Source organism: Plantactinospora sp. WMMB782 (assembly GCF_049179135.1).
In the GTDB taxonomy this organism is placed as follows: domain Bacteria; phylum Actinomycetota; class Actinomycetes; order Mycobacteriales; family Micromonosporaceae; genus Plantactinospora.
This window is the reverse complement of the sequence record NZ_JBMHMC010000007.1, coordinates 6,485,081-6,504,767: the sequence shown is the minus strand read 5'-3', so window position 1 is coordinate 6,504,767 and position 19,687 is coordinate 6,485,081. Positions and strand designations below refer to the sequence as shown.

The 19,687-nt window shown below is 73.8% G+C and carries 16 protein-coding genes and 1 riboswitch; of the genes, 10 read left to right on the top strand and 6 right to left on the bottom strand.

Annotated elements, in window-relative coordinates:
* Positions 1-21: 21 nt before the first annotated feature.
* Genes ACN28A_RS31070 through ACN28A_RS31060 form a run of 3 tightly spaced genes read right to left on the bottom strand, consistent with a single transcriptional unit; the run spans position 22 to position 4,119 of the window.
* Positions 22-690, bottom strand: coding sequence for a hypothetical protein (locus ACN28A_RS31070; RefSeq protein ID WP_421401309.1), 669 nt, complete (start codon positions 688-690; stop codon positions 22-24).
* Entirely contained in the window at positions 683-2,605 is a 1,923-nt protein-coding gene (locus tag ACN28A_RS31065) for a dynamin family protein (RefSeq protein ID WP_421401306.1), read from the bottom strand. The genes ACN28A_RS31070 and ACN28A_RS31065 overlap by 8 nt, the downstream gene beginning before the upstream one ends.
* Entirely contained in the window at positions 2,602-4,119 is a 1,518-nt protein-coding gene (locus tag ACN28A_RS31060; RefSeq protein ID WP_421401304.1) for a dynamin family protein, read from the bottom strand. The genes ACN28A_RS31065 and ACN28A_RS31060 overlap by 4 nt, the downstream gene beginning before the upstream one ends.
* Before the next feature lie 209 nt (positions 4,120-4,328).
* Between ACN28A_RS31060 and ACN28A_RS31055 the strand changes: the two genes are divergently transcribed.
* The 3 genes from ACN28A_RS31055 (at position 4,329) to ACN28A_RS31045 (ending at position 8,038) form a co-directional block, all read left to right on the top strand.
* Positions 4,329-7,055: a LuxR C-terminal-related transcriptional regulator gene (locus ACN28A_RS31055; protein ID WP_421401301.1), complete on the top strand. Its 2,727-nt coding sequence runs from the start codon at positions 4,329-4,331 to the stop codon at positions 7,053-7,055.
* A 19-nt stretch (positions 7,056-7,074) separates the two neighbouring features.
* Positions 7,075-7,608, top strand: a complete 534-nt coding sequence (locus tag ACN28A_RS31050) for a LuxR family transcriptional regulator (protein ID WP_421401300.1) — start codon at positions 7,075-7,077, stop codon at positions 7,606-7,608.
* Positions 7,609-7,675: 67 nt separating this feature from the next.
* Positions 7,676-8,038 (top strand): YkvA family protein, encoded by a 363-nt coding sequence (locus ACN28A_RS31045; protein ID WP_421401297.1) that lies wholly within the window; start codon positions 7,676-7,678, stop codon positions 8,036-8,038.
* A 54-nt stretch (positions 8,039-8,092) separates the two neighbouring features.
* Here the strand turns inward: ACN28A_RS31045 and ACN28A_RS31040 are convergent, their stop codons facing one another.
* A complete protein-coding gene (locus ACN28A_RS31040) occupies positions 8,093-8,887 on the bottom strand; it encodes a lysophospholipid acyltransferase family protein (RefSeq protein ID WP_421401294.1) in 795 nt (264 codons plus the stop codon).
* Positions 8,888-9,035: 148 nt separating this feature from the next.
* Here ACN28A_RS31040 and ACN28A_RS31035 point away from each other — a divergent pair, with 148 nt between their 5' ends.
* The 3 genes from ACN28A_RS31035 to ACN28A_RS31025 all read left to right on the top strand — a co-directional run bounded on the left by ACN28A_RS31035 (position 9,036) and on the right by ACN28A_RS31025 (position 12,598).
* Positions 9,036-10,517: a cytochrome ubiquinol oxidase subunit I gene (locus ACN28A_RS31035; protein WP_421401292.1), complete on the top strand. Its 1,482-nt coding sequence runs from the start codon at positions 9,036-9,038 to the stop codon at positions 10,515-10,517.
* Between the two features lie 55 nt (positions 10,518-10,572).
* Positions 10,573-11,568 (top strand): cytochrome d ubiquinol oxidase subunit II, encoded by a 996-nt coding sequence (gene cydB, locus ACN28A_RS31030; RefSeq protein ID WP_421401289.1) that lies wholly within the window; start codon positions 10,573-10,575, stop codon positions 11,566-11,568.
* A gap of 163 nt (positions 11,569-11,731) precedes the next feature.
* Complete coding sequence (locus tag ACN28A_RS31025; RefSeq protein ID WP_421401287.1) at positions 11,732-12,598, top strand: siderophore-interacting protein; 867 nt, start codon at positions 11,732-11,734, stop codon at positions 12,596-12,598.
* Between the two features lie 97 nt (positions 12,599-12,695).
* Here ACN28A_RS31025 and ACN28A_RS31020 read toward each other — a convergent pair whose 3' ends face one another.
* A complete protein-coding gene (locus tag ACN28A_RS31020) occupies positions 12,696-14,183 on the bottom strand; it encodes a glycine hydroxymethyltransferase (protein WP_421401284.1) in 1,488 nt (495 codons plus the stop codon).
* Between the two features lie 18 nt (positions 14,184-14,201).
* Positions 14,202-14,293: riboswitch (ZMP/ZTP riboswitch) on the bottom strand.
* 147 nt (positions 14,294-14,440) lie between these two features.
* Positions 14,441-15,163 (bottom strand): hypothetical protein, encoded by a 723-nt coding sequence (locus tag ACN28A_RS31015; RefSeq protein WP_421401282.1) that lies wholly within the window; start codon positions 15,161-15,163, stop codon positions 14,441-14,443.
* Positions 15,164-15,426: 263 nt separating this feature from the next.
* Here ACN28A_RS31015 and ACN28A_RS31010 point away from each other — a divergent pair, with 263 nt between their 5' ends.
* The 4 genes from ACN28A_RS31010 (at position 15,427) to ACN28A_RS30995 (ending at position 19,599) form a co-directional block, all read left to right on the top strand.
* Entirely contained in the window at positions 15,427-16,155 is a 729-nt protein-coding gene (locus ACN28A_RS31010) for an SDR family oxidoreductase (RefSeq protein ID WP_421401280.1), read from the top strand.
* A 137-nt stretch (positions 16,156-16,292) separates the two neighbouring features.
* Entirely contained in the window at positions 16,293-16,739 is a 447-nt protein-coding gene (locus ACN28A_RS31005; protein WP_421401277.1) for a helix-turn-helix transcriptional regulator, read from the top strand.
* Positions 16,740-16,744: 5 nt separating this feature from the next.
* Positions 16,745-17,155 carry a VOC family protein gene (locus ACN28A_RS31000; RefSeq protein ID WP_421401275.1) on the top strand — a complete coding sequence of 137 codons (411 nt, stop codon included), beginning with the start codon at positions 16,745-16,747 and terminating at the stop codon, positions 17,153-17,155.
* 62 nt (positions 17,156-17,217) lie between these two features.
* Positions 17,218-19,599, top strand: coding sequence for an ATP-binding cassette domain-containing protein (locus ACN28A_RS30995; protein ID WP_421401274.1), 2,382 nt, complete (start codon positions 17,218-17,220; stop codon positions 19,597-19,599).
* Positions 19,600-19,687: the final 88 nt, after the last annotated feature.

The window sequence follows — 19,687 nt, the reverse complement described above, 5'->3', positions numbered from 1 at the left end:
GGGCGGCAGGCCGGGTGTTCCTCAGCGCTCGTCCGGCAACCAGAACCGGGCAAGCGTACTCGTCGCCGGGTCGTCGGAGGCGGTCAGCGCCGTCCAGGCGTCGCCGTCGGCCGGCAACTCCTCGCCGGCGTACCCGGCGAGTCCGGCCGGGTCGACACTTCCGGCGTCCGCTGCGGGCGGCGGTGGCACGGCAGCGTCGACCGGCTGGCCGAGCAGGGCCGGATCGGCCCACGGAAAGCCGTCGACCGGCTCCGGCGGTTCGCCGAACTCGGCCGGTCCGGCCGGTGCCCACCAGACCGGCCCGGCGTCGGCGTACGGGTGCAGGTCCGGGTCGGCGCCGACCGGCGGGTCGGCCGCACCGAAACCGGCCTCGGCGGGCACCTCCGGATCGCCGGCCGGCCCGAACCCGGACTCCTCCGCCGGGTACGGGTCGGTCTCGGCGTACGGGTCGTCGGCCGGCCCGACCGGCAGGTCGTCGTAGCCGAGCGGCGACGGCGGGTCGCCGCCCGACCCGGGATCCGTCTCGCCGAACCCCGGGTCGGGATCCGCGTCGCCGAACCCCTCCACCGGATAGTCGACGTCGGAGGAGTCCGGAGCCAGCCCGCCGAGGTCCGCGTCGTCCGGGACGCCGTCGGGCGGCCCGTCGAAGTCCGGCTGGTCGGCGGACCAGCCGCCCCAGTAGTCAGTCATCGTCCCGCCCTCGCGCACCGGTGGCCGGGGCCAGCGCCCGGGCCCGCACCAGCACCTCGTCGACCTGCTTGACCCGGGCCCGGACAGTCTCCCGGGCCGCCTGGGTGGCGGCCCGGCGCCGGGCCCGTACGGCGGTGTCCTCGGCCGCCGCCGCGTCGATCTCGGCGATCCGCTCGTCGAGTTGCCGCAGCCGCCGCTCGATCGCGTCGTCCAGGGCCAGGGTCAGCGCGTACTGGAGATCGGTGAACCGGTTGGTGATCTCGTCCGACAGCGCGGCCCGGGCGTCGGCGACCACCTCCCGCAGCCAAATCCGGGCCTGCTGCCGGTCGGTCTGCACCCGGCGCCGGTACAGCACGAAGCCGCCGGCGGCGAGTCCCAGGCCGAGCCCGGCGAACGGGATCAGCAGGCTGCCGCCGACCAGCGCGCCCGCGCCGAGCGCCGACGCGCCGGCCATCGCGCTCCGGCCGGCCAGGAACGCCATCGACCCGGCCGACATGGCGATCATCATGTTGTCCGGCCCGCCGCCGTCCCGGCGGGGCTTGCTGGCCAGCGCGTGCCGCAGCGTCGCGTTCAGCCGGCCCAGCACGAACCGCAGCTCGTCGGGCTGGAACACCTCGGCGAGCGCGCGGGCGCCGACCTGCCGGAACCGCACCTCCAGGTCGTCGGAGAGCCGGACCGACAGCGCGTGCAGCGCCTCGTCGACCTGCTGCGGCAGCCCCTTCAGCTCCTCGCCCCGGGCCCGGTCGATCCGGTTCAGAAACTCCTCCTGGAGGCCGCCGACGTAGCCGCGCAGCAGTCCGGTCGCCTCCACCCGGGCCCGCTGCGTCTCGGCACCCAACGCCAGCGACCACTGCCGCGACTCGGTGCGCTTACGCGCCGCCAGCGCCGCCCGGTCCTGCTTGATCCGGTGCCTGTCGGCCGGATCGGGGTCGGCGGCCCGCAGCCGGTCACCGAGGTCCAGGTCGTAGCGGACCAGCTCGCTGCGTACCGTGCGCAGCAGGTTCGCCTGCCGCAGCAGGTGGCCCCGGCCGGCGACCCCGACCAGGGCGTGCTGCAACTGCGCGATCCGGGACTGCCGGATCAGCTCGCCGGCCGCCTCCGCCGGCATCGTCCGGGCCAGTTCCGCCAGCCGGGCCGAGACCGGAAACCACGACGCGCCGCCGAACCGGGGTGCGTGGGCCTGCAACTGTGCCCGGTTGTCGGCCAGGATCGTCCGCCAGCCCGGGTACGCGTCGGTCTTGGTCAGCGCGAAGACCACCAGGTTGACCCGCTTGCTCGCCTCGATCAGGAAGTCGAGTTCCGGCTGGGCGAACGGGGCGCCGGCGTCGACCACGAAGAGCAGCGCGGTGGCCCGGGCCGCCGCGTCCAGGGCGATCTGGGCGTGCGCCGGATCCAGCCCGCCGGTCCCCGGGGTGTCGACCAGACTCAGGTACTGCAACAGCGGTGCCGGGTGCGTCACCTCGATGTGCCGGGGCGGGCGCTGGTCGTCCGGCAGCCGACCCAGCGGGGTGGCCCAGTCGCGCAGGTCAGCCACCCGCAGCGGCACCGGCTCGGCCCGACCCGGCAGGAACGCCCGTGCTCCCGGCTGCGGGCCGGGCACCAGCTCCAGATAGCAGCAGGTGGCGGCGGCGACGTCCACAGGCGACAGCCCCGGCACCCCGACCAGCGCGTTGACCAGGGAACTCTTGCCCCGCTTCGTCTCGCCGACCACCACCACCGAGGGGCGGGTCACCACCTGGCGGCGCAGCGTGTCGACCTCGGCGGCGGCGTCCGGGGCGACCTTGCGCAGGAACGCCAGCCCCCCGTCGACGGCACCGGACAGCGCCGCGCCGAGCGCCGCCTCCGGGTTCTCGCCCCCGCGTGCGGCCGGCACGGCGGCCCCGCCGCCCCCGGTGGCGGTACGGCCGGCGGTCACCGGGGGCTCCCCTCGGCGCGTACCCGCTGGGAGAGCAGGAAGAAGCCGCGGTGCGCCACCTGCGCCACCCGGGACTGCGCCGGGCTCGCCCCGGCGACCGCGTACACCCGCCACCGGGTCGCGGCCTCCAGCGCGGCCCGGGTCAGCTGCTCGGTGGCGGCGGCCGGCAGGCTCAGGATCCAGCGCGGGTCGGTGGAGAGCGCCAGCCGGGTCAGCTCCTGTTCCATCGGCTCCGGCAGCTCCACCGAGCCGGAACTGACCAGCTGGGCCACCTCCAGCAGCCGGAGGCGGTGGTACTCCGGCTGCTGCAACACCTGCTCGATCGCGTCCCGCAGCAGCTCCCGCTCCTGCGGGTGCGGGGCGTGGCTGGCCAGCTTCTCCAGGGTGGAGAGTCCCCAGCCGGCCTTGATCGCGTCGGTGCGCCACCGGAACGCCTGGTCGAGGGTGTTGCGCAGCCGGGGGAACCCGGAGGCGGCGAAGAGCAGCCGCACCAGCTCACCGCTGGCCAGCTGCGGCCGGGCGGCGAACTGGGCGATGGCGAAACCGATGCCGTACAGGTCGAGCAGCCGCAGCAGCCGCTCCCGCCGCTCCCGGGGAACCGGGCAGTCCCGGGAGGCGAACAGGTCCACCGAGGCGAGCAGCAGCACCCGTTCGGCGACCGGCAGCCCGGCCAGCGTCCGCAGCGCCTCGCAGTCGGCGGCGGTCAACCGGCCGGCCTCGGTCGTCTCGGCCAGCAGCCCGACCACCGGGACCACCTCGGAGACCACCCGGCGCAGCACCCCGGTCTGGTCGGCGGCCAGCGGGCCGGCCACCGGCCACGGGTCGGCCGCCCCGCCGACCAGCTTGTCCACCTTGTTGAACAGACCCAACGAGTTGATCGGGTTGCTGGCCAGCCGGGCCGAGACCGACCGGAACGCCTCCAGCGCCGCCACGTCGTCGTTCCGGACCGACTGGGTGAAGACGTAGACGATCGCCTCGGCGCCGGCGATCGCGCCGGCGGAGTCGTCGTCGATGTTGTCGTCGACCGGGGCGGTGGCGGCCTCGAAGAGCAGCCGGCGGGCGCCCGCGCTGACCGAGGTGTTCGTCGAGGCGAGCCCGGGGGTGTCGAGCACGGTCAGCTCCCGCAGGTGGTCACTGGTGAGCGTGACGTCCACGTAGGAGATCTCGGCGCGTGGCACGCCGAGCCGCTGCGGGATCATGCCGGTGTCGTCGAGCGGCAGGCTAAGCCGGCTGCCGTCCCGGCGTACCACGTCGACCCGGTCGGCGGTGCCGTAGCGGAACTGGGTGACGACCCGGGTGCACTCGCCCACCTCGGTCGGCGCCACCCGCCGGCCGATCAGCGCGTTGACGAGCGTCGACTTGCCGGCCTTGAGGCGTCCGGCGATCGCCACCCGCAGCGGCTCGTCGAGCCGGCGACGTACCCCCGACACCTGGGCTCCGGTCGCGGCGCCGAGTCGCGGACCGACCTCGTCGCAGAGGCCGGCGACCCGGGCGCTGAGCGGACCTGTTCCCATCGCTCGTCAGCCGGCGCTGCGGTCGGCGACAATGGCAGGAACCCGGCGGTGGCGCACGCTCATCTCGTCTGCTTTCTTTCCGACACGACGGCGGGGCGGGCCGCCCCTGCCGGACATCACACTACGAATATCCTGCCGGCGCAGGATCCCATGTTCGTGCCACCGTCGGCGCACGGTGGTGCGGCATCGAACCGGGCGGGGGAGGACCAGTGCGGCACGCGTCGGTCGGTGATCTGCCCGACCAGTTCCGGTCCGCGGGGCCGGCGGAGGCCCGGAGCGTCGAGGGCGGCGCCGACGCGCCCGACCCGGACACCGTCGCGGCGGACCTCGTCGCGGTCGGCTCCGGGCTGCTCGCCAGCCCCGGCCTGGTGGTGCTGCACAGCGGGCCCGGCGGTGGCCGGAGCACCGCGCTGCACCGCCTCGGCACCGCCTTCCGCGGCCCGGTCTTCGCCGGTGGCGGCCTGGCCAGCCTGCCCGGCGAGCCGGCGTTCGCGCTGGCCCGCGCGGTCCGGGTCCGGCTGCCCGGCCACGACCCGGCCCTGCTCGCCGAGGCGGTCCGCTCCCGGGTACGCACCGGCCTGCTGCTCCTGGACGACCTCCAGTGGGTCGATCCGGCCACCCTCGCCGCCCTGGTGCCGCTGGCCGCACACTGCCGGATCGCGGTCGCACTGCGTACCCCGCACCGGCTGCCGGACGCGGCGGTGGCGGCACTGCGTTCCGTCGCGGCCGGCTGGCTGGCGGTGCCGCCGCTGTCCCCGGCGTCGGCGACCACGCTGGCCGGGCGGATCGCCCCCGGGCTCGGCCCGGCGACCGTCGCCGAACTGGTCCGGCGGGCCGGCGGGGTCCCGCTGGCGGTGGTCACCCTGGCCCGCCAGGCCGCCGCCGGGCGGACCGCCTCGGCCGGACCGGTGCCGCCGCCCCGACCCGGCGGTGCCGGGCAGCGGCGACCCGAGCCGGCGGACCGCGACGTCGAGCAGGTCGGCTACGCCGTGGCGGCGGCCCTGGCCGACCTCACCCGGCCGGCCCGGACGACGATGGCCGCGCTCGGGCTGCTCGGCCGGCCGGCACCGGCGAGCGTGCTCGGCAGCGGGGTCGACGAACTGCACGCCGCCGGCCTGGTGACCGTCGGGCACGGCGACGCCGGGCTGGTCGCCCCGGTGTCGCCGTACGTCGCCGAGGTCGCCGCCGGGCTGCTCGACGAGGCCGGCCGGCAGGGACTGCACCGCCGGCTCGCCGAACTGGTACCCGCCGACGAGGCGGTCCGGCACCTGGCGGCGGCCGGGGACGGCGCGGCGGCGTACCGGCAGGCGCTGGCGGTGGCGGCGGACGCCGACAGCGCCGGGGCCCGCGCCGACCTGCTGCTGCTCGCCTGCACGCTGCCCGGTGCCGAGCCGCCCCCGACGGTCCGGCTCGACGCCGCCCGGGCGGCGTTGGCCTGCGGCCGGCCCCGGGCGGCGGTCCGGGTGCTGACCGGCGGCACCCCGCTCGGCGTCGACGCGGAACTGCTCCGGGCGGAGGCGCTGGTGCAGCTCGGCGACCTGGCCGGCGCCCGCTCGGCGGTGGCCCGGATCCCGGACTCGGCGAGCGGCGACCAGCTCGCCGCCCGGGACCGGGTGGTGCTGCTCGCCCAGCTCGACACCGACCCGGCCGGAGCGAACCGCAGCGCCGCGCGGATCACCGCCCGGCACGGCGCCGCACCGGCACATCCGGGTTTGCGGACCGCGCTCGCGGCGGTCGGCGCGGCGAACCGGACGGCCGGCTGGGAACCGGCGCTCGCCTCGGCCGCCGCGGCGGCGGGTGCGGCCGGTGACCCGCTCTCCGCCCGGTGGAGTGCCTGGCTGATGGTCGAGACGCTGCTCGCCGACGGCCGGCTCGGCGAGGCCGGGCAGGCCGCCCGGGCGGCCGAGCTGGCCTGCGCGGCCGACCTCGCCTACAGCTGGCAGACCCGCTTCCTGGCCGCCCGGCTCTGGTGCGCGGCGCTGCGCGGCGGCCAGCCCGGCTCCGAATCCGACCACCAGCCCCTCGGCCCCGGCCAGCTCGCCTCCGACCCGGACCAGGCGCCGCATCCCGACCGGCGTCTCGACCCCGACCGGGTACTCGGTCCCGACGAGGCGCTGCGCCGGGCCGGTGACCTGACCGACCGGACCCTGCCGGCCGTGGCCCGCGGCTACGCGGTCGCCGCCGCCAGCCTCGTCGAGGCCGACGGTGGGCTGCTCGGCCCGGCCCGGTCCCGGCTGGCAGCCACCACCGTCGGTGGCTCCGCCGGAGCCGACGCGCTGCTGGACTGGGTCCGCCGGGAGGCGGCCTGGCTCGACGGCCAGCCGGACCAGGCCGCCGGATCACCGGCCGGCGGCCCGCCGCTGGTCGACGGGCTGCGGCAGATCACCGCCCGCTGGGCCGGCTACGACGGCGCCGGCGGCGGTCCGGGACTGCCCGACGGTGTCGTCAGCACGCCCGGGGCCGGACCGGCACCGGTACGGCAGACGCTGGCCGCCTGGGACACCCCGGGCGGCGACCCGGCCGGTTTCACCCGGGCCGCGGACGCCTGGCGGGAACTGGCGGCCCGGGAGGAGGTGCGCTGCCTGCTCGCCGCCGGACTGCACGAGCCGGACCCGGCCCGGGGCGTCCCGGCACTGCTGGCCGCCGAGGAACGCGCCGAGCGGGCCGGGCTGGTCGTGCTGCTCGGCCGGATCCGTCGCGCGCTGCGCCGGCACGCCGTACGCCGCGACGTCCGGGGTGCCCGGGCGGACGGCGACCTGACCGACCGGGAACGTGAGGTGCTCCGGCTGGTCGCCGCCGGCGAGCCGACCCGACGCATCGCCGGCCGGCTGGGTATATCCGCCGAGACGGTGGAGACCCACGTCCGGTCCGGGATGCGCAAACTGGGCGCCCGCACCCGTACCGAGGCCGCGGCCCTCGCCCTGGAGGTGCTGTGACTGGTGCTGGAGGTGCACGATGACGGACCCGCCGCGCTACGTCGTACCGTCGGCGACGGACGCCACCACGGTGCTGCGCCGGCTGGCCCGGGACGGGTGGTCCACCCGGGAGGGCTTCGCCGTCGCCGAGCCGGGCTGGGACCTGGCCGCGGCCCGGCTGGTGCTGTTCGGGCGGGTGCCGGACGCCGAGACGGTCCGGCTCGCCGTGCTGGCCGCCGCTCGGGGCGCCGGACTGGTGGCCATCGTGGACCCGGCCGGCGAGCTGGGCCGGGCGCTTGTCGACGACCTGGGCCGGCTCGGCCCGGTGCACCGGGACCCCGACGACCTGCCGGAATCCGACACCGAGTCGGCGGTGGACCGGCTGATCCCGGAGCAGCGGGCGCTGCTGGCACGGCTCGCCGAGGGCGAGACCATCGCGGCCGCCGCGGCGGCGGAGTTCCTGTCGCTGCGTACCGCGAACCGGCGGATCGCCCAGGCCCGCGAGGCGCTCGGGGTGCGGACCACCCGGGAGGCGGTCCTCGCCTACCTGCGGCAACGCCGCTCCGCCGACTGACCCGACTGCGCGATTCCACGCTGCCACCCAGCGGGCGGCGGGGGAGCTGCCGGGTTACCGTTACGGCATGTCCCAGGAGGCGTGGACTCTGATCTTGGTGTTGGGCGGCATCGTGGCGGTCGCCACGCTGGCCGGCGCCGTGGTGCTCGTGATCAGGGTGGTGCGTACCCGCAAGCTGCTCGGTGAGTTGGGTGCCGGCGGCAAGGTGGCGTTCTACGGCGCGTTGGCCTACACGGTGCTGCCGGTCGACCTGCTGCCCGACCCGATCTACCTCGACGACATCGGCGTGCTGACCGGCGCCCTGCTCTACCTGACCCGGCTGGTGCAGAAGCGCCGGGCGACCCGCGCCGGGTCGGCGACTCCCGGCTCCGGCGGCGACGTGCGGCGGTTGTCGTCCGGTCGGCCCGACGGGGCGGCTGCCCCGCGCTGACGGATCGTCGGCGGCCGTGACCGGACGGTCGCGGCGTCAGCGCGGTCACGGTTGTCAGGACGCCGTCGAGCCGTCGGGGCGGCAGCGCCGGTGCTGCCGGCGGGTCTCCGTCGGTCGGGTCGGGTCGACGTGCCGGGGCCTGTCGGGTTCGTCCGGGCGCAGCGGCACCAGGGCGACGGTGAGCGCCTCGATGATCTCTTCGGTGGCCCGGGCGGCGGCGCCGGGACTGGCCGGGTCGATGCCGGTCAGGTCGACCGGCGGGCCGAAGTGCACCCGGATCACCGGCCGGCGCCGGATCGCCCTGGCGACCGCCCGGAGCATCCCGGCCGGTGCGGCGTACGGGAGGACCTCGTGGGCGCCCCACTGGGCGACCGGCACGACTGTGGCGCCGCTGGCGAAGGCGAGCCGGGCGGTGCCGGTCTTGCCCCGTTCGGGCCACATGCCGGGGTCGAGTCCCATCCGACCCTCGGGGTAGACCAGTACCACCGAGCCGCGCGCGACCGCCGCCGCCGCCTGCTCCAGGGCGAGTCCGACGGTCGGGCTACGCCGGTCGACCCGGATGTGTCCGCTGGCCCGCATCGCGGCGCCGACGACCGGGGCCCGGAACACCCCGCCGGTGGCCATGATCCGGGGGGCGATCCGGCGTACCCGGCAGGCGGCGGTCAGCACCACCGGGTCGAACGGGTTGACGTGGTTGGCGGCCAGGATCAGCGGGCCGTGCCGCAACTCGTCCGGCACGTCGCCACTGACCCGCAGCCGGGCGAGCAGCCCGACCACGCCCCGGGCGAGTACCTGGAGGAAGAGCCAGAAGCGGGGGGCGCGCCAGGGTCGGGCGGTGGTGGTCTCCATCAGCGCTCGATCGTCGCACGGGCGGGGCGGCCCGGACGGCCGGGGCCGCGGGCGTGAGCGTCCGGGACGTGATCCACCTCCCAGCGCCACCGTCTACGACGACAGGTAGTATTTACTACGTCCGGTAGTAAAGACCTGGGGGGATTCCGTGGACGCGCTCGACGTCGCCCGATGGCAGTTCGGTGTCACCACCGTCTACCACTTCCTCTTCGTGCCGCTGACCATCGGGCTGTCGGTACTCGTCGCGATCCTGCAAACCCGCTGGCACCGTACGGGAGAGCAGCGCTACCTGCGGCTGACCAGGTTCTACGGCAAGCTCTTTCTGATCAACTTCGCCATGGGCGTGGTCACCGGCATCGTGCAGGAGTTCCAGTTCGGGATGAACTGGAGCGACTACTCCCGCTTCGTCGGCGACGTCTTCGGCGCCCCGCTGGCGATCGAGGCCCTGCTGGCGTTCTTCCTGGAATCCACCTTCATCGGCCTCTGGATCTTCGGCTGGGACCGGCTGCCCCGGCGGATCCACCTGGCGACCATCTGGGCCGCCGCGCTCGGCTCGACGCTGAGCGCGTACTTCATCCTGGCCGCGAACTCCTGGATGCAGAACCCGGTCGGCTACCGGATCAACCCGGACACCGGCCGGGCCGAACTCACCGACATCGGCGCCGTACTCACCAACAAGGTCACCCTGGTCACCTTCCCGCACACCATCGCCGGCTGCTTCCTGGTCGCCGGGTCGCTGATGGTCGCGGTCGCCGCCTGGCACCTGCGCCGCCCCGCCGGACAGGACACCGCCGACGGCACCGGCCGGCCCGGCCCGGCAGCGGAGGACCGGCCCGACGTGGCGGCGGGGGAGGACCGGGCCGCGTTCCGGTACGCCGCCCGGTTCGGTGCCTGGGTCACCCTCGCCGCCGCGGTCGCCGTCGTGGTCACCGGCGACCTGCAAGGCAAGATCATGACGCAGGTGCAGCCGATGAAGATGGCCGCCGCCGAGGCGCTCTACGACACCGAGGCACCCGCCTCGCTCTCCGTGTTCACCGTCGGCAGCCTGGACGGCAGCCGGGAACTCTTCGCCCTCAAGATCCCGTACCTGCTCTCGGTGCTCGGCACCGGCGACCCGAACGGCGAGGTCCGGGGGATCAACGACCTCCAGGCCCAGTACGTCGCCCAGTACGGCCCCGGCAGCTACACCCCGATCATCCCGGTCACCTACTGGAGCTTCCGATTCATGATCGGCTTCGGCCTGGCCGCCGCCGCGATCGCCGCCCTCGTGCTCTGGACCCACCGTCGTGGCCGCACCCCGAACTCCCGCTGGCTGGTCCGGGCCGGCCTGGTCATGCCGGTCCTGCCGCTGGCCGCGAACTGCTTCGGCTGGATCTTCACCGAGATGGGCCGGCAGCCGTGGGTCGTCTTCGGCGAGATGCTCACCCGCGACGGCGTCTCCCGCAGCGTCTCCCTGGCCGAGGTGCTCACCTCGTTCACCGCCTTCACCCTGGTCTACGCCACCCTCGCCGTCGTCGAGGTCCGGCTGCTGATCCGGTACGCCCGCGCCGGCCTGCCGGACACCGGCCCACCGCCGGAACCCGACACCGACACCGACGACGAGAACCGCCCGCTCGCCTTCGCCTACTGACGCCGCCCGCCGGCCCGACACCCAACCGACGACCCACACCCGACCGGAGTCCACCGTGGACCTGCCCACCGTCTGGTTCCTGCTCATCGCCGTCCTCTTCACCGGCTACTTCGTCCTGGAGGGCTTCGACTTCGGCGTCGGCATCCTGCTGCCGGTGCTCGGCCGCGACGACCGGGAACGCCGAGTGCTGATCAACACCATCGGGCCGGTCTGGGACGGCAACGAGGTCTGGCTGATCACCGCCGTCGGTGCCCTCTTCGCCGCCTTCCCCGCCTGGTACGCCAGCCTGCTCTCCGGCTTCTACCTGCCACTCCTGCTCGTCCTGCTCGCCCTGATCTTCCGGGGAGTCGCCTTCGAGTACCGCCACAAGCGCCCCGACCCGCGCTGGAAGGCCCGCTGGGACCTCGCCATCTTCCTCGGCTCCCTGCTTCCGGCCGCCATCTGGGGAGTGCTGCTCGGCAACCTGCTGCGCGGCGTACCGCTGGACGCCCGGGGCGATCACACCGGTGGGCTGCTCGACCTGCTCAACCCGTACGCGCTGCTCGGCGGGGCGACCACGACGGCGCTGTTCGTCACGCACGGCGCCGTCTTCCTGGCGCTGAAGACCACCGGCGAGATCCGGGTCCGGGCCGGCCGGCTCGCCGCCCGGGCCGCCGGGGCGACCGCCGCCGTCACCGCCGCGTTCCTGGCCGCCAGCCTCACCCTCCGGCACACCCCGGCCGCCGTCGCGCTCGCCGCCGCCGCCGGACTCGCCCTGGCCGGCACCCTGGCCGCCAGCCGGGTACGCCGGGAGGGCTGGGCCTTCACCGGCACCGCCGCCGCGATCGGGCTGACCGTCGCGACCCTGTTCGCCGCGCTCTTCCCGACCGTGCTGCCCTCCACCGCCGACCCGGCCGGCACCCTCACCGTCGCCAACGCCGCCTCCAGCCCCTACACGCTGACCGTGATGACCTGGGTGGCCGCCTTCTTCACCCCCGTCGTCCTCGGCTACCAGGGCTGGACCTACTGGGTGTTCCGCAAACGGATCGGGATCGGCAACATCCCCCGCTGACCGGCCTCCGCCAGCATCGGCCAGGACTTGAGACTTTCCGGCAACCAGAGCAACCAGAAGCAGGCAGCACCGCAGCCAAAGCCTCCCATAGGACTTCAATGAAACAATTGAAGTGAAAGGCTCGCACAGGGCATCGACTTCTGGTAGCCGCACGGAGGCACCGATGGGACAGCTCCCGATCCGGACCATCCGGGTCGCCGACACCACCCGGATCACGCCACGGATGGCCCGGATCACCTTCACCGGCGACGACCTCGCCGACCTGCGCCTCGACGGCCCCGACCAGCAGGTGAAGCTCTACTTCCCCAGACCCGGACAGCACCGCCCCCGGCTTCCCGAACCCGACCCCGACCTCTGGCGCTGGTACGCCGGCTTCGCCGAGATCCCCGAACCCGTGCGCCCGTGGACCCGCAGCTACACCATCCGGGCACACCACCCGCACGGCAACCTGATCGACATCGACTTCGCCCTGCACCGAAACGCCGGCCCGGCCACCCGCTGGGCCGCCTCCGCCGCCCCCGGCGACATCCTCGGCATGTTCGGCCCGTCGGCGGTCTTCGCCCGCCCGGTCCCGATCGGCGGCACCGACTGGATGCTGCTGGCCGGCGACGAGTCGGCCCTGCCGGCGATCGGCACCATCGTCGAGGCGCTGCCCGCCGGCGCCCGCGCGCACGCCTTCGTCGAGATCCCGGACCGGGCCGAGGAGCAGCACCTCGACACCCGGGCCGAGGTCACCCTGCACTGGCTGCACCGCGACAGCCCATCCGACACCCGGCTGCTCGACGCCGTCCGGGCCGCCACCTTCCCGGCCGGCACCGTGCACGCCTGGCTGGCCGGCGAGGCCGGCACCGTACGCGCCCTGCGCCGGCACCTCGTCGACGACCGGGGACTGCCGAAACGGTCGATCGACTTCGCCGGCTACTGGCGACGGAACCTGACCCAGGACGACGACCCGACCGCGGAGGACCTCGCCGAAGCCCGCGAACGCCTCGCCGAGGCCGGCGCCGGAGCGGCCACGACGCCCGACTGAACGCCACCCCCGGCACGCCTGACCGGGCGCGAAGCGGACGTGGGCGGCGAGGCCGATCCAGCAGACCGGCACCCGCCCACCCGGCACCCGGCCGGGCTCAGCCCAGGTCGACAGTCGGATACAGCGGATGGTCCGCCAGCAGGTCGGCGGCCTGCCCGGCGACCCGCCCCGCCACCGCCCGGTCCAGCACGTACCGCGCCTTGGACGGGGCGCCGTCCGGCCCCGTCCCCGGCCGGGTCTCGGTCAACACCGTGTGCAGCAGCCCGGCGATCTCGTCCATCTCCGCCGTGCCGAGCCCCCGACTCGTCAACGCCGGGGTGCCGAGCCGGATCCCCGAGGTGTACCAGGCGCCGTTCGGGTCCAGGGGCACCGAGTTCCGGTTCGTCACGATGCCGGCGTCCAGCAGTGCCGCCTCCGCCTGCCGCCCGGTCAGCCCGTACGCCGACACGTCCACCAGCAGCAGGTGGTTGTCGGTACCCCCGGTCACCAGCCGGACGCCCCGGCGCGACAGCCCCTCCGCCAGCGCCACCGCGTTGGCCAACACCTGCTCCGCGTACGCGCCGAACTCCGGCCGCCGCGCCTCCGCCAACGCGACAGCCTTGCCCGCCATCACGTGCGGCAACGGTCCACCGAGCACCATCGGGCAGCCCCGGTCGACCTGCCCGGCCAGCTCCGGCCCGCACAGCACCATCCCGCCGCGCGGACCCCGCAGCGACTTGTGCGTCGTCGACGTCACCAGGTGGGCGTGCGGCACCGGGTCGAAGTCACCGGCGAACACCTTCCCGGCGACCAGGCCGGCGAAGTGCGCCATGTCGACCATCAGCGTCGCGCCGACCTCGTCGGCGATCTCCCGCATCAGCCGGAAGTTCACCCGCCGCGGATACGCCGAATAGCCGGCCATCAGGATCAGCGGCCGGAATTCCCGGGCGATCCGGCGCACCTCGGCGTAGTCCAGCAGCCCGGTCTCCGGGTCGGTCCCGTAACTGCGCTGGTCGAACATCTTGCCGGAGATGTTCGGCCGGAAGCCGTGCGTGAGGTGCCCGCCCGCGTCCAACGACATGCCGAGCATCCGCTGGTCGCCCAGCTCCCGCCGGAGCACCGCCCAGTCGCCCTCGGTCAACTCGTTGACCTGCCGCACCCCGGCCCGGCGCAGGGCCGGCGCCTCCACCCGGTCGGCGAGCACCGCCCAGAACGCCACCAGGTTCGCGTCGATCCCGGAATGCGGCTGCACGTACGCGTGCGCCGCCCCGAACAGCTCCCGGGCATGTTCGGCCGCCACCGACTCCACGGTGTCGACGTTGCGGCAGCCGGCGTAGAACCGGCGCCCGACCGTGCCCTCGGCGTACTTGTCGCTGAACCAGTTGCCCATCGCCAGCAGTACCGCCGGGGAGGCGTAGTTCTCCGCGGCGACCAACTTCAACGACTCGCGCTGGTCGGCCAGCTCCGCACCGATCGCGTCGGCGATCCGGGGCTCCACCGCACGCACCACGTCGAGCGCCGCGCGGAACGCGACCGACTCGGTGCCGGGCGGGGACACCCGCGCCGAACCGGGCTGGGCAACGGGCTGGGACAACCGATCTGCCATGCACACCTCCTGGGCAGGAAAAACGGCCCAGGCGCACGGCACACGTCACTCGACGGGACCGCTTCCCGATGGTTGACCCCATCCCGAGCACGCCAGTCACGGTCCGGGCCGAGCGTACCAACCCGCCCGGCCCCCGGCGACCCGCCGCACCGAACCGGCGCCGATCCGAGGCGGCGCCGATCGACGGGGCGTCCCACTGGCGCCAGGCGTCGCGCAGCTCGCGTCGCCTTCCCCGAGCCGCGACCCGTCGCCGCGGCTCAGCCCGCGTCCCGCAGCTCCGCCAGCCGCGCCTCGATCTCCGCCAACTCGGCCCGCAGCTTCTCCGCCTGCTGCTCGGCCTCCCGCCGCTCCACCGCCATGATCTGCTCGACCGCCTCGTGCACCCCGGGCACGTCGATCAACGCGATCATCTTCAACGCCTCGGCCGGCTTGATCACGTACGGCTTCGCCAGCGACTTCGTACCCTGGGCCGCCGCCAGCGTCCACTCACCGTCCGCGTACGTCAACGTCACCGTCAGGCCCGCCGGACCCTTCGGCTTCGTCGCCTTGGCCGCCCGCCGGGCCGGCTTCGCCTCGCCCTCGCCGCTCGCCGGGCTGGCCGGGGGCGCGTCCACTGCGGTCACTGCTGCCTCCTTGCGGGGTGCCGGAACCGGCTCCCGGACAATCTTGAACTCTGGTTCGGCGACCGGCTCGGGCTCCGGCTCGGACCGGACCGGCGCCCGCCGCCCCGTCGCACCCTTCGGCGCGATCGCCAGGTCGGTGGGGGAGAACGGCAACTCGTCGCGACCGAACCGGACCACCACCCACTCCTCGGAGACCTCCGGATCGGTCAACTCCACCACCTGACCGAGCTGACCGGCGATCTGCCCCGCCGCCTCGGTGAACACCACCTTCGGCTTGCGACCACCCGCCAACGCGTCCCTGATCTGCTGCAACTCCTCGGTGGACAACCCCTGGTCGGCGGTACGCGCGGCAGCCATCGAATCCCTCTTCCGTACACCTGTTTGATTTCTGACTTACTACCAGGCCGGCCCGACAACGTCGAGACGGACACACCGACCCGAGATCAACAGAACCGGGGGAGCGTACCGGCCGGCCCCGACCCGACCCGGCCCGCCCGCGCCTGGCAGGATCGCCAGCTGTCGGCCCGCCGGGCGCCGGACCCGACAGCGCCGCCGCCATGATCGGCCCGGACGCCGGTCGAGGCGGACAGCACGAGGCGACGAACGAGGGGAGACAGCCCGTGACTCCACTGACGGTGGTGACCGGCGGCAGCCGGGGAATCGGCGCCGCCACCGTGCGCCAACTCGCCGCCGCAGGGCACGACCTGGTCTTCTGCTACCGCAGCGACAGCACCGCCGCCGACGAGGTGGTCCGGGACGTCACCGCCGCCGGACGCCGCTGCGTCGCCGTCCGCGCCGACACCACCGACCCCGACCAGGTGACCCGGCTCTTCGACCGGGCCGGCGAACTCGGCGAGCTGACCGGCCTGGTGAACAACGCCGGCGTCACCAGCCCGATCGGCCCGTTCACCGAACTCACCGTCGCGGACCTGCGACACGTCGTCGACGTCAACCTGATCGGGTACGTCCTCTGCGCCCAACAGGCCGCCCGCCGGATGCCTCCCGGCGGCGCGATCGTCAACGTCTCCTCCGGCGCCGCCACCCTCGGCAGCCCCGGCGAGTACGTGCACTACGCCGCCGTGAAGGCCGCCACCGACACCCTGACCGTCGGCCTGGCCAAGGAACTCGGCCCGCACGGCATCCGGGTCAACGCCGTCGCCCCCGGCATCATCCGCACCGAGATCCACGCCCGCTCCGGCCAACCGGACCGGCCGGACCAGGCCGCCGCCGCCATCCCACTGGGCCGGGCCGGTGAACCCGACGAGGTCGCCGCCGCCATCACCTGGCTGCTCGGCCCCGGCGCCAGCTACACCACCGGCACCGTGCTACGCGTCGCGGGTGGCCGCTGACCAGCCCGAACCCCCGGCCGGACTAGCCGCGGAAGCAGGGCCGGATGACAACAGGGCCGGATGACAAACAGGCACAAACCAGCCACTGGCGCTCGCCGCCTGGGCAACACCCGACCCAACATGGCACCATCGCCCAGGTGACCAGCACCTCCGCCGAACAGCACCTGCGTGACCTCGCCCGGCTGCGCCGCGTCCGCGACCGCATCGACCGCGAACACGCCCGGCCGCTGGACGTCGAGGCGCTGGCCCGGGGCGTGAACATGTCCGCCGGACACCTCAGCCGGCAGTTCCGGCAGGTCTACGGCGAGTCGCCCTACTCGTACCTCATGACCCGGCGGATCGAACGCGCGATGGCGCTGCTGCGCCGTGGCGACCTCAGCGTCACCGAAGTCTGCTTCACGGTCGGCTGCTCCTCCCTGGGCACCTTCAGCACCCGCTTCACCGAGCTGGTAGGCATGCCGCCGAGCACCTACCGGGCGCGGGCGGCGGACGGGACCGCCGAGATGCCATCCTGCCTGGCGAAACAGGTGACCAGACCGATCAGGAATCGAGAAGCGGGGCCCGCGCGGCCACAACTAGCGTGACCGGCATGGACATCACCATTCACGCGGCCTTCCTTCCGCAGACCGACCCGGACGCCGCCCTGGGCTTCTACCGCGACATCCTCGGCTTCGAGGTCCGCAACGACGTCGGGTACTCCGGAATGCGGTGGATCACCGTCGGCCCCGTCGGACAGCCGGGCACCTCCATCGTGCTGCACCCGCCGGCCGCCGACCCCGGCATCACCGACGACGAACGGCGCACCATACTCGAACTGATCGCCAAGGGCACCTACACCGCGATCACCCTGGCCACCCACGACCTCGACGGCGTCTTCGACCGGCTACAGGCCAGCGGCGCCGACGTCGTCCAGGAGCCGACCGACCAGCCGTACGGCATCCGCGACTGCGCCTTCCGTGACCCCACCGGCAACCTGATCCGGATCAACCAGATCGGCTGACCGGCCGTCCAGGACGACCACCACCGATCCCGACCGCAGAGCCCGATGGAGACCAGATAAGCATGGCCACCGAGACCGGGGCGTCGGCCCCGTACGCCGCCGACAGTCACGACCTGATCCGGGTACAGGGCGCCCGGGAGAACAACCTCAAGGACGTCGACGTCGAGATCCCGAAGCGCCGGCTGACGGTCTTCACCGGCGTCTCCGGCTCCGGCAAGAGCTCGCTCGTGTTCGGCACCATCGCCGCCGAGTCACAGCGGCTGATCAACGAAACCTACAGCGCCTTCCTGCAGGGCTTCATGCCGTCGCTGTCCCGACCCGAGGTCGACCTGCTCGACGGGCTGACCACGGCGATCATCGTCGACCAGGAACGGATGGGCGCCAACCCCCGCTCCACGGTCGGCACCGCCACCGACGCCAACGCCATGCTCCGGATCCTCTTCAGCCGGCTCGGGGACCCGCACATCGGCTCGCCGAACGCGTACTCGTTCAACGTCCCCTCGGTGAAGGCCAGCGGCGCGATCACCGTGGAACGCGGCGCCGGCAAGACGAAGACCGAGAAGGCGACCTTCACCCGGCTCGGCGGCATGTGCCCGCGCTGCGAGGGGATGGGCTCGGTCACCGACTTCGACCTGACCGCGCTCTACGACGACAACCTCTCGCTCAACGAGGGCGCCCTCACCATCCCCGGCTACAGCATGGACGGCTGGTACGGCCGCATCTACCGCGGCTGTGGCTTCTTCGACCCGGACAAGCCGATCAGCAGGTACACCAAGCGGGAACTGCACGACCTGCTGCACAAGGAACCCACCAAAATCAAGGTGGACGGGATCAACCTGACCTACGAGGGGCTGATCCCCAAGATCCAGAAATCGTTCCTGTCCAAGGACGTCGACGCACTCCAACCGCACATCCGCGCCTTCGTCGACCGGGCGATCACCTTCACCACCTGCCCCGAATGCGCCGGCACCCGCCTGGGCAAGGAAGCCCGCTCCTCGAAGATCAAGGGTAGGAACATCGCCGACGTCTGCGCCATGCAGATCAGCGACCTGGCCGACTGGATCCGCGACCTCGACGAACCATCGGTCGCCCCGCTCCTCGCCGGCCTGCAACACCTCCTCGACTCCTTCGCCGAGATCGGCCTCGGATACCTCTCCCTCGACCGCCCCTCCGGCACCCTGTCCGGGGGAGAGGCCCAACGCACCAAGATGATCCGCCACCTCGGCAGCGCCCTCACCGACGTCACCTACGTCTTCGACGAACCGACGATCGGACTGCACCCGCACGACATCCAGCGGATGAACGACCTGCTGCTGCGCCTGCGGGACAAGGGCAACACCGTACTCGTCGTGGAACACAAACCCGAGACGATCGCGATCGCCGACCACGTCGTCGACCTCGGCCCCGGCGCCGGCACCAACGGCGGCACCGTCTGCTTCGAAGGCACCGTCGACGGACTACGCCGCAGCGACACCGTCACCGGCCGGCACCTCGACGACCGCGCCACCCTCAAGAAAACCGTACGCACCCCCACCGGCAAACTGGAGATCCGCGGCGCCGCCACCCACAACCTCCGCGACGTCGACGTCGACATCCCGACCGGAGTACTCTGCGTCGTCACCGGCGTCGCCGGCTCCGGCAAGAGCTCACTGATCCACGGCTCCGTCGCCGGCCGCGACGGGGTGATCTCGATCGACCAGGGCGCCATCCGCGGCTCACGACGCAGCAACCCGGCCACCTACACCGGACTGCTCGACCCGATCCGCAAGGCGTTCGCCAAGACCAACGGAGTCAAGCCGGCCCTGTTCAGCGCCAACTCCGAAGGCGCCTGCCCCACCTGCAACGGCGCCGGCGTGATCTACACCGACCTCGGCGTCATGGCCACCGTCGAATCCACCTGCGAGGAATGCGAAGGCAAGCGGTTCCAGGCCTCCGTACTCGAATACACCCTCGGCGGCCGCAACATCGCCGAAGTACTCGCGATGTCGGTCACCGAAGCCGAGGAGTTCTTCGGCACCGGCGACGCCAGGACGCCCGCCGCACACAGCATCCTCGACCGGCTCGCCGACGTCGGACTCGGCTACCTCAGCCTCGGCCAACCCCTCACCACCCTCTCCGGCGGCGAGCGGCAGCGGCTCAAACTCGCCACCCACATGGGCGGCAAGGGCGGCACCTACATCCTCGACGAACCGACCACCGGCCTGCACCTCGCCGACGTCGAACAACTACTCGGCCTGCTCGACCGGCTCGTCGACTCCGGCAAGTCGGTGATCGTCATCGAACACCACCAGGCGGTCATGGCACACGCCGACTGGATCGTCGACCTCGGCCCCGGCGCCGGCCACGACGGCGGCCGGATCGTCTTCGAAGGCACCCCCGCCGACCTCGTCGCCGCCCGCACCACCCTCACCGGCCAGCACCTCGCCGCCTACGTCGGCCGCTGACCGGCGCCGACCCCAGGCGTTCCCCGTCCGGGCACCGCCGTTCGCGGTGCCCGGACGGGCCCCCGTCGCCCCGCCGGTCCGGCCGGTC

Bases quoted from the DNA above. Each gene is read 5' to 3' on its own strand.
- ACN28A_RS31050 (WP_421401300.1), top strand. From the start codon at position 7,075: ATGACGGACCCGCCGCGCTACGTCGTACCGTCGGCGACGGACGCCACC.
- ACN28A_RS31025 (WP_421401287.1), top strand. From the start codon at position 11,732: ATGGGACAGCTCCCGATCCGGACCATCCGGGTCGCCGACACCACCCGG.
- ACN28A_RS30995 (WP_421401274.1), top strand. From the start codon at position 17,218: ATGGCCACCGAGACCGGGGCGTCGGCCCCGTACGCCGCCGACAGTCAC.
- ACN28A_RS31020 (WP_421401284.1), bottom strand. From the start codon at position 14,183: ATGGCAGATCGGTTGTCCCAGCCCGTTGCCCAGCCCGGTTCGGCGCGG.
- ACN28A_RS31045 (WP_421401297.1), top strand. From the start codon at position 7,676: ATGTCCCAGGAGGCGTGGACTCTGATCTTGGTGTTGGGCGGCATCGTG.
- ACN28A_RS31015 (WP_421401282.1), bottom strand. From the start codon at position 15,163: ATGGCTGCCGCGCGTACCGCCGACCAGGGGTTGTCCACCGAGGAGTTG.
- ACN28A_RS31000 (WP_421401275.1), top strand. From the start codon at position 16,745: ATGGACATCACCATTCACGCGGCCTTCCTTCCGCAGACCGACCCGGAC.
- ACN28A_RS31060 (WP_421401304.1), bottom strand. From the start codon at position 4,119: ATGGGAACAGGTCCGCTCAGCGCCCGGGTCGCCGGCCTCTGCGACGAG.
- ACN28A_RS31040 (WP_421401294.1), bottom strand. From the start codon at position 8,887: ATGGAGACCACCACCGCCCGACCCTGGCGCGCCCCCCGCTTCTGGCTC.
- ACN28A_RS31070 (WP_421401309.1), bottom strand. From the start codon at position 690: ATGACTGACTACTGGGGCGGCTGGTCCGCCGACCAGCCGGACTTCGAC.